At 74.0% G+C, this 7,968-nt stretch carries 8 protein-coding genes; 2 read left to right on the top strand and 6 right to left on the bottom strand.

Annotated elements, in window-relative coordinates; all coding sequences use genetic code 11:
• Window positions 1-174 precede the first annotated feature (174 nt).
• The 6 genes from FGW31_RS01945 to FGW31_RS01920 form a co-directional block, all read right to left on the bottom strand.
• On the bottom strand, window positions 175-1,545 hold the full coding sequence (locus FGW31_RS01945; RefSeq protein ID WP_142191527.1) for a trypsin-like serine protease: 1,371 nt from the start codon (window positions 1,543-1,545) through the stop codon (window positions 175-177).
• A 152-nt stretch (window positions 1,546-1,697) separates the two neighbouring features.
• A complete protein-coding gene (locus tag FGW31_RS01940; protein WP_142191526.1) occupies window positions 1,698-3,362 on the bottom strand; it encodes an alkaline phosphatase D family protein in 1,665 nt (554 codons plus the stop codon).
• Between the two features lie 270 nt (window positions 3,363-3,632).
• Window positions 3,633-4,400, bottom strand: coding sequence for a metallophosphoesterase family protein (locus tag FGW31_RS01935; RefSeq protein WP_142191525.1), 768 nt, complete (start codon window positions 4,398-4,400; stop codon window positions 3,633-3,635).
• A complete protein-coding gene (locus FGW31_RS01930) occupies window positions 4,397-4,684 on the bottom strand; it encodes a BON domain-containing protein (RefSeq protein WP_142191524.1) in 288 nt (95 codons plus the stop codon). The genes FGW31_RS01935 and FGW31_RS01930 overlap by 4 nt, the downstream gene beginning before the upstream one ends.
• 22 nt (window positions 4,685-4,706) lie before the next feature.
• Entirely contained in the window at window positions 4,707-5,396 is a 690-nt protein-coding gene (locus tag FGW31_RS01925; RefSeq protein WP_142191523.1) for a nucleotidyltransferase family protein, read from the bottom strand.
• Between the two features lie 150 nt (window positions 5,397-5,546).
• Window positions 5,547-6,017, bottom strand: coding sequence for a MarR family winged helix-turn-helix transcriptional regulator (locus FGW31_RS01920; RefSeq protein ID WP_182675313.1), 471 nt, complete (start codon window positions 6,015-6,017; stop codon window positions 5,547-5,549).
• Window positions 6,018-6,220: 203 nt separating this feature from the next.
• On the opposite strand from FGW31_RS01920, the gene FGW31_RS01915 reads away from it, so the two are divergent.
• Both FGW31_RS01915 and FGW31_RS34875 read left to right on the top strand, forming a co-directional pair.
• Window positions 6,221-7,189, top strand: a complete 969-nt coding sequence (locus FGW31_RS01915) for an alpha/beta hydrolase (protein ID WP_142191522.1) — start codon at window positions 6,221-6,223, stop codon at window positions 7,187-7,189.
• Between the two features lie 177 nt (window positions 7,190-7,366).
• Window positions 7,367-7,951, top strand: a complete 585-nt coding sequence (locus FGW31_RS34875) for a hypothetical protein (protein ID WP_167529981.1) — start codon at window positions 7,367-7,369, stop codon at window positions 7,949-7,951.
• Window positions 7,952-7,968 lie beyond the last annotated feature (17 nt).

Genomic DNA, 7,968 nt, shown 5'->3' with positions numbered 1-7,968 from the left:
GGCCCCCGGCCCCCCCCGCCCCCCCCCCCCCCCCCGCCGCTTCCGCGCCCGCGACCCGTTCCTGGCGACCGCCTACGCCCTGCTCGCGCAGGAGTGACCCGGGCCGCCAGGACACGGGTACGGCGCCGACCACGGCCCTCGCGGGCCGCCGTCGGCGCCGTACCGGTCAGACCGTCACAGCCGCTGCCACAGCGCCGGTGTGCCGGCGGGCGCCCACGCGCCCTGCGCCTGGTGCGTCTGCAGGCACTGGTAGCGCACGCCGTCGCGGGTCACCGTGGTCCCGGCCTCGTAGACCCGGCCGGCCGTCCACGCCTGCGCGCCGTCCTCCTGCTGCTCCGGCGTCGTCTGCGCGGTGGCGGTGGTCAGAGTGAGCCCGAAGTCCGCGAGCATCGGGTTGACCGGCTGGTAGTACGTCGTGCCGCCGCTGGTGCAGTCGCCGGAGCCACCCGAGGTGACGCCCTGCGCCTGCGCGCCCGCCACGAACGGCCCGCCCGAGTCGCCCGGTTCGGCGCAGACCGTCGTCCGGGTCAGCCCGTCGACCCTGCCCTCCGGGTAGCTGACGGTCGCGTCGTGCTGCTCGACGGTCCCGCAGCGCCATCCGGTGGTGGAACCGGAACGGCACACCGACGCCCCGACGAGCGCCTGCGCCGAACCGGTGACCTGCACCTCCTGGCCGTCCTGCGCCTTGACGTCGGGCGTCGGCGTCCACTGGTCGTTGGTGGCCACCCACGCCATGTCCTTGGCGGGGAAGGTGGACGCCTGGAAGGTGCCCTGCGCGGTGCGGTCGTAGCCGGTGGTGGTCGCGCCGCGCCGGCCGCAGTGGCCGGCGGTGACGAAGCCCGCCTGCTCGCCCTTGGTGACGGAGAAGCCGACGGAGCAGCGCGCGGAGCCGTCGATGTAGAAGGCGTCGCCGCCGGTGATGTCCTGCAGCAGGCGCGGCCGCAGCGTCGTCATGCTGATGCCGATGTCCTCGCCCGCGAGCCCCGCGGCCTCGACGAAGGCGGTGCCGGCCGCCTGACTGGTGGCCTGCACCATGATCCGGTTCTTCGGCACGTCGATGTACCAGACCGGCGTTTCGAGGGTGCCGACGCGGCCGGCCGCCGCGTCCAGCTTCTGCTTGGCCGCCCGGAGGTCGGCGAGGGTCCGTTCCACCACCGTGGCGCGGGCGCCCTGCGCCTCGATGGCCGCCACGTCCTTGGTGTCGGTGGTCGCGACCGTGAGTTCCTTGGAGGTCTCGCCGCGCACCCAGGCCCCGGCGAACCTCTCGCCCAGGGCATTGCGCAGCCGGCCCGCGCGCGTACCCGCCTCCGCCTCGTTGACCAGCCGCTCGGAGGCCTGCTGCGCGTTCAGGCCCAGGTCCCGCTGGAGCGCGCCGAGCAGATGGGGCGACGGACGGTCGGCGCCGAGGGTCTGGGCGGCGCTCGGCGCCGGTCCCGCCGCGGGCGCCGGGTCGGCGGACGCGGCGGCGGGCAGTCCGGCGAGGACGAGTGCGCCGAGCGCCGTGAGGGCCGACCGGCGCGCGGTGCGGGCATGTCTGTGGAGCATGCGGTGGGTCTCCTTCGTGGGGGAGGTGAAGCCGACGAGGAGCCTTAGGCCTTGCCCGCGGTGACCGGCACGATGCCACGGCACCCCGTAATTCGCGCTTTGGTGACACCGACGGGCGCCAAGTGCAGTACGCGCGGGTGTCCCGGTGTCCGTCAGACGGGTTGCAGTCCGGGCGAGCCGACCTCGGTGACGAAGGAGGCCGCCGTGGAGACGGGAGCACCGGGCGTCGTCACCGCCGGCACGATCCGGAAGTCCGCCCGGGCGTTCTCCCGGCCCAGTTCGACCCGGACGTAACCGCGCCGGCCGTCGTAGAACCGCAGGTGCGGATTGGCCCGCATGTAGGTGTCCCAGTTGGCCGGCCGCTGCGCCCCGTTCCGGCCGCTGGCGACCGAGGTGCACGTCAGTTCCGTGCCGAGGGTGGCGGAGTCCGGGTCGTCGAAGTCGTCCTTGATGTCGAAGGCGTACCCGACGTGCACGTCGCCGGTGAGGACCAGCCAGTTGTCGACGCCGGCGGCCTTCGCGCCCGCGACGAGCCGGCCGCGGTTGGCGCGGTAGCCGTCCCAGGCGTCCATGGACACCCTGGCCTCGGCATTGAGGTCCATCTTGCGCTGGGAGAAGCACACCTGCTGGGGCATCACGTTCCACAGTGCCGTCGACGCGCCCCACCCGTCGAGCAGCCAGCGCTCCTGGGCGCTGCCGGTCAGGGTGCGCGCCGGGTCGTCCGTCTCCGGGCCGGGCACGTGCGTGCCGTCGCCGTAGGCCTGGTCGTCGCGGTACTGGCGGGTGTCGAGGATGTCGAACTGGGCGAGCGTGCCCCAGCGCAGCCGGCGGTACAGCTGCGCGTCGGGGCCCTCGGGCAGCTGGTCGGCGCGCAGCGGCTGGTTCTCCCAGTAGGCGCGGTAGGCGGCGGCGCGGCGGGCGAGGAACTGCGCGGGGTCGCTGCCGTTCTCGTCGACGGCGCCCGCGTAGTTGTTCTCGGTCTCGTGGTCGTCCCAGGTGACGACGAACGGGTGGGCGGCGTGCGCGGCGCGCAGATCGGGGTCGCTCTTGTAGAGCGCGTAGCGCATCCGGTAGTCGGCGAGGGTCGTCGTCTCGCGGTTGAACACGGACGGCAGGACGACGTCGGTGTACCCGCGGGCGCCGCCCGCCGAGTCGACGGCGTACTCGTAGAGGTAGTCGCCGAGGTGGAACACCACGTCGACGTCCTCCCGCGCGAGGTGCCCGTGCGCGGTGTAGTAGCCGTCGTGGTACGCCTGGCAGGCCACCGCCGCGAGTCTCAGGCTCGCGGTGTCCTCGCCGGCCGCGGGAGCGGTGCGGGTGCGGCCGGCGGGGCTGATCCAGGTGCCGGTGCGGAAGCGGTAGTGGTAGTGGCTGTCCGGGTCCAGGCCCTTGACGTCGACGCGGACGCTGTGCGCGTACTCGGGGTGGGCCGTGGCGGTGCCCTGAGCCACCACCAGGGCGAAGGACTCGTCGAGCGCCACCTCCCAGGAGACCTCCACGCGCTCCTGTCCCAGCCCGCCGTCCGGTTCGAAGGGCGCCGGGGCCAGCCGGGTCCAGATCAGCACCGAGTCGGGCAGCGGGTCCCCGGAGGCGACACCGAGCGTGAACGGGTCCCGGGTGATGCGCGCCGCGTCGAGCCGGGGCGCGGCGAAGGCGCCGTGCGCGGGCAGGTTGGTGGTGAAGGCCAGGGCGGCGGCAGCGGCGGTGACGGTCAGGAACCGACGGCGCGCCAGATGCCGGGCGGCGGTGCGCAGTTCGGCGTCGTGCGGGGTCGAGGCGAGCTGGGACGGCGGTCCGAAACGGCCCGACAGCGCCATCGGGTGTCCTCTCGTACGGGTCCGGCCCGGTCGCGGGCAGGGGCCGACGGCGGGCGGGAGGGGTGAGCGCGGTCCGCGTCCCGGGCCGGTGCGTGGCGAGGTCGGCCCAGGGACGCGGAGCCTGAATGCTAAGCAGACAAAATGCCCGTAAGGGGTGTGCCGTGCGGGGTGTTCACACAAGAGGCGGTACGCCGCGCCGGATCCGGACGTACGGCGGCGCCGCCGGTAGAGGTACCGACGGCGCCGTGAGGAGCGGGGTGGTGGGCGGGCTCAGCCGGTCACGGCCTCCGCGCCGGAGCGCGTGCCCGCCGGGTGCCGGACCGGGAGGTGGTAGACGTGGAAGGCGCGGCCGATGACCGGCTGCGCGACGTTGCGGACCCGCACGCCTCCGGTGGTCATGCCGTGCTCGCTGCCGGCGTGCGCGTGCCCGTGCACGGCGAGGTCGGCCCCGGCCGTGTCGATCGCCTCGGCCAGCAGATAACTGCCGAGGAACGGGTAGATCTCCAGCGGTTCCCCGGCCAGCGTCTCCGGCACGGGGGAGTAGTGGGTGAGCGCGATCCGTACGTCGCAGCCGTCCTCGTCCAGCCGTTCCAGGGCGGTGCGCAGGCCGTCGGCGCAGTGGCGGGAGACCCGGACGAACTCCTTCATCACCGGCTCGCCGAACTCCCCGGCGCTCGCTCCCACGAACCCGCCGCCGAAGCCCTTGGTGCCGGCCACCCCGACGCGCGCGTCCCCGGCGCGCACCACCGTCGACTCGCCCTCCAGCACCCGGGCGCCGGCGTCCCGCAGGACGGCCGTGACCTCGTCCTGCCGGTCGTCGTGGTGGTCGTGGTTGCCGAGCACCGCGACGACCGGCACGGCCAGGTCCCGGATCTCGTCGGCCACCACCCGCGCCTCCTCGACGGTGCCGTGCCGGGTCAGGTCACCGGCCAGCAGCAGGAGGTCGGCGCACTCGTGCAGGGTGTCGAACGCGGGACGGAGCACGCCCCGGGTGTCGGGTCCCATGTGGATGTCACCGACGGCGGCGATCCGGATCATGACAGCTCCTCCGCGTGGTCGGGCGACGAGGGCTCGCTGATCACGAGGTCGCCGTGCACGTCGAGCCCGGCGAGTTCCTCGCGCACGGTGCTCAGGACCTCGTCGCGGCAGCCGGCCGACGGGACGGTCCCGGTGACCAGTACGGCCCCGCCGCGGACCTCGACCCGCACACCGAGTTCGCCGAGCTCGCCGGCGGCGAGCCGGTCCTGGAGGTGGGCGACGCGGTACTCCGTGGTCCGCCCGGCCGGTGTGCCGCGGGCGGATCCGGACTCGTGGGTGTTCATGGGCGTTCCCTTCCGCGGACCTTCAGATGACGTTCAGGCGTTCCAGCAGGAAGAAGAAGGCGGCGGGCATGGGTTCGTCACCGCAGTCGCGCCGCACCCGGTCCCAGTCGACCTTCTCGCGCAGGGCGCGGGCGATGGGCAGGACCGCGCCGAAGTCGCAGTGGTGCTCGGAGAAGGCGCAGATCAGCCCGGACAGCAGGTCGGTGGGCGCCAGGACCGGCATGCGCACCGACTCGACCGGGAGTTCCTGCGCCCGGTCGAGCATCCCGGTGGAGACGGGCCGGTGCGCCAGTTCGAAGATGAGGTCGACGTCCTGGCCGAAGCAGGTGGCCTTGATCAGCCAGTCCTCCGGCGGCGCGTAGACGGTCAGGCCGGCCTCGCGGAGCGTGGCGGCCACGTCCTCCGCGTCCTCGCGGCGGACGCAGAAGTCGACGTCGTGCTGGAGGTTGCCGCTGCCGCCGTGGGCGTACACGGCGACGCTGCCGGCCAGGGCGAAGGGGTGCCCGCCGCGCTTGAGCACCGCGCCGACCTGCTTGGCCGCCTCCAGGATGGCCTGGTTGCGGTCGCGGGGCAGGTGCGGTTCGTCCTCCTCGGCCGGGGCCTCGCGCCGTGCGTCCGGTGGCGGTGCCTGTCCCACGGCGTCCGGGGCCAGACGGAGGTCGGGGCTTCCCGGGCGCCGTACGAGCGTGGCGTCCTCGCCGTTCTCCGTCATGACCGCTCCTTTCGCCGACCGGGCGGCCGTGCGGCCGCCGCCCGCTCTCCGGCCCGCCGCGCGCGGGCCCTGGTGCCTGTTGCCAGCACCTAGTACCCGGCGCGTCCGTTCCGACACGGACGCGGACGAAAGGCGTGGACGCGGTCCGGTTCAGCGGTCCGCGACGTTGGCGACCAGCAGGCGCAGCAGGTGTTTGGCCGTGGCGTCCTGCTCCGGGGTGAGGCCCATGGCGTCGCCGATGGCCACCGGCACCGCGCGGGCGCGTTCGCGGAGCGCGGCGCCCTCCTCGGTGAGGCGGATGGCGACCGAACGCTCGTCGTCGCTGCGGCGTTCGCGGCGCAGCAGCCCGCCCGCCTCCAGGCGCTTCAGCAGCGGGGAGAGGGTGCTGGACTCGAGCTGGAGTGCGGCGCCCAGCTCCCGTACGGAGATCGAGTCCCGCTCCCAGAGCACCAGCAGGACGAGGTACTGCGGGTAGGTCAGGCCCAGTTCGTCCAGCAGCGGCCGGTACCGGGCGGTGACCGCGCGGGAGGCCGCGTACAGCGCGAAGCAGAGCTGGTCGTCCAGGAGCAGGGACCGCTCGGCCGGCGGCGTGGCCCGGCTCGCGTCCGTGGTGCTGTCCATCCGATCACCCGTTTCGCTGTCGTCGTCCCCGTCGATCGTATCGCGAGCGAACAAGTTGCGTCCGAACGAGTGGTAGGCGAATAAGTCGAGTGCGAATCAGTTGCGTGCGACCTAGTCGTGCGCTACTTTCAGGGTGTGCCGCCGACCCCGACGGACTCCGGTCAGGGGTCCGGCGGCGGCACACCCGATCCGAGGAGTACGTCATGACCGGCACCACCGCCCACCGTCCCGTCCTCGAGCCCGCCGCCCAGGCCTTCGCCGAGGCCACCGCCAACCCGCCGTACCTCTTCGACCTCGGCCCCGTGGAGGGCCGCAAGGCCGTCGACGAGGTGCAGTCCGGCGACATCGCCCTGCCCGCCGTCGACGAGGAGTGGGTCACCGTCCAGGGCGGGCCCACCGGCAGCGTCCGGGCACGGATCGTCCGCCCCGCAGGCGCCGCCGGACCGCTCCCCGTCGTCCTCTACATCCACGGCGCCGGCTGGGTCTTCGGCAACGCCCACACCCACGACCGCCTCGTCCGCGAACTCGCCGTCGGCACCCGCGCGGCAGTCGTCTTCCCCGAGTACGACCTCTCGCCCGAGACGCGCTACCCGGTCGCCATCGAGCAGAACTACGCCGTCGCCCGCTGGATCGTCACCGACGGCGCGGCCAAGGACCTCGACGCCACCCGGATCGCCGTGGCGGGCGACTCCGTCGGCGGCAACATGACCGCCGCGCTCACCCTGATGGCCAAGGAACGCGGCGACGTCCCGCTCGTGCAGCAGGTGCTCTTCTACCCGGTCACCGACGCGAACTTCGACACCGGCTCCTACCACCGGTTCGCCGAGGGCTACTTCCTGCGCCGCGACGCCATGCAGTGGTTCTGGGACCAGTACACGACCGACGAGGCGCAGCGCGCCGAGATCACCGCCTCGCCGCTGCGCGCCACCACCGAGCAGCTCGCCGGACTGCCGCCGGCCCTCGTCGTCACCGGCGAGGCCGACGTGCTGCGCGACGAGGGCGAGGCCTACGCCGACAAGCTCCGCCAGGCCGGCGTGCCCGTCACCGCCGTCCGCTACCAGGGCATCATCCACGACTTCGTGATGCTCAACGCGCTGCGCGAGACGCACGCCGCCGAGGCCGCCATCACCCAGGCGATCGGCGTCCTGCGCGGCGCGCTCGGCACCGCCTGACCCCGCCGGGACAGCCGCCGTCCGGTCCCGGCCGGACCGGACGGCGCCCGGCCTCCACGACGCCGCGACCGGCTCGGGCGTACAAGAAAAGCGCTCGGGCCGGTCACGGCTGAATATGGGGCAAAAGGCAGGGAAAACGATGAGTGCCCCCTCAGGGATGCGCTCGTGGAGGTCGTCATGGACCAGCACACGCCCCGTTCGCAGGATCTTCCGCAGCCCTTGCGGGCCGTCGCCTCCGGACTGCGGCACGTACCGGGCGCCGAGCAGGTGGGCCGGGTCGCTGGCGGGGCCCTCGACGCGATCGGAGCGGTCTCCCCGCGCGGACGCCGCATCGCCGTCTACACCGGAGCCGGGGTGCTCGGAGTGGCCGGCGTCGTCGAATGGCCGGTGGCGCTCACCGGCGCGGCCGTCGCCTGGCTCACCCGCCCCCGCCCCGAACACCCGCACGGCGACCCCGGCACCCGGCAGCCGGCCGACGCCGACGGGCGGCCCGCCACCCCGACCGGTGACGGCCACCGGAACGACCGCGCCTCCGACACCCCGCCACCCGCGGGCCCCGGCGACCGGCTCACCCCCTCCCGCCACCGGCCCGAACACGCCGAACACGTCGTACACGCGGTGCACGAACAGCCCGCCAAAGTGGGCGACACCGCCACCGCATCGGCCCTCAAGCAGGTCGCCGAGGCCACCGCCCACCACGGCGACCACCCGGACCGGAACGGCACACCGGGCCGGCCGGGCAACGGCCGCCACTCCGGCTGAGCCACGAGCAACGGGAC

Source organism: Streptomyces calvus (assembly GCF_006782915.1).
Classification (GTDB): domain Bacteria; phylum Actinomycetota; class Actinomycetes; order Streptomycetales; family Streptomycetaceae; genus Streptomyces; species Streptomyces calvus.
The sequence above is the reverse complement of the archived record's forward strand: the minus strand, read 5'-3'. Positions and strand labels throughout refer to the sequence as shown.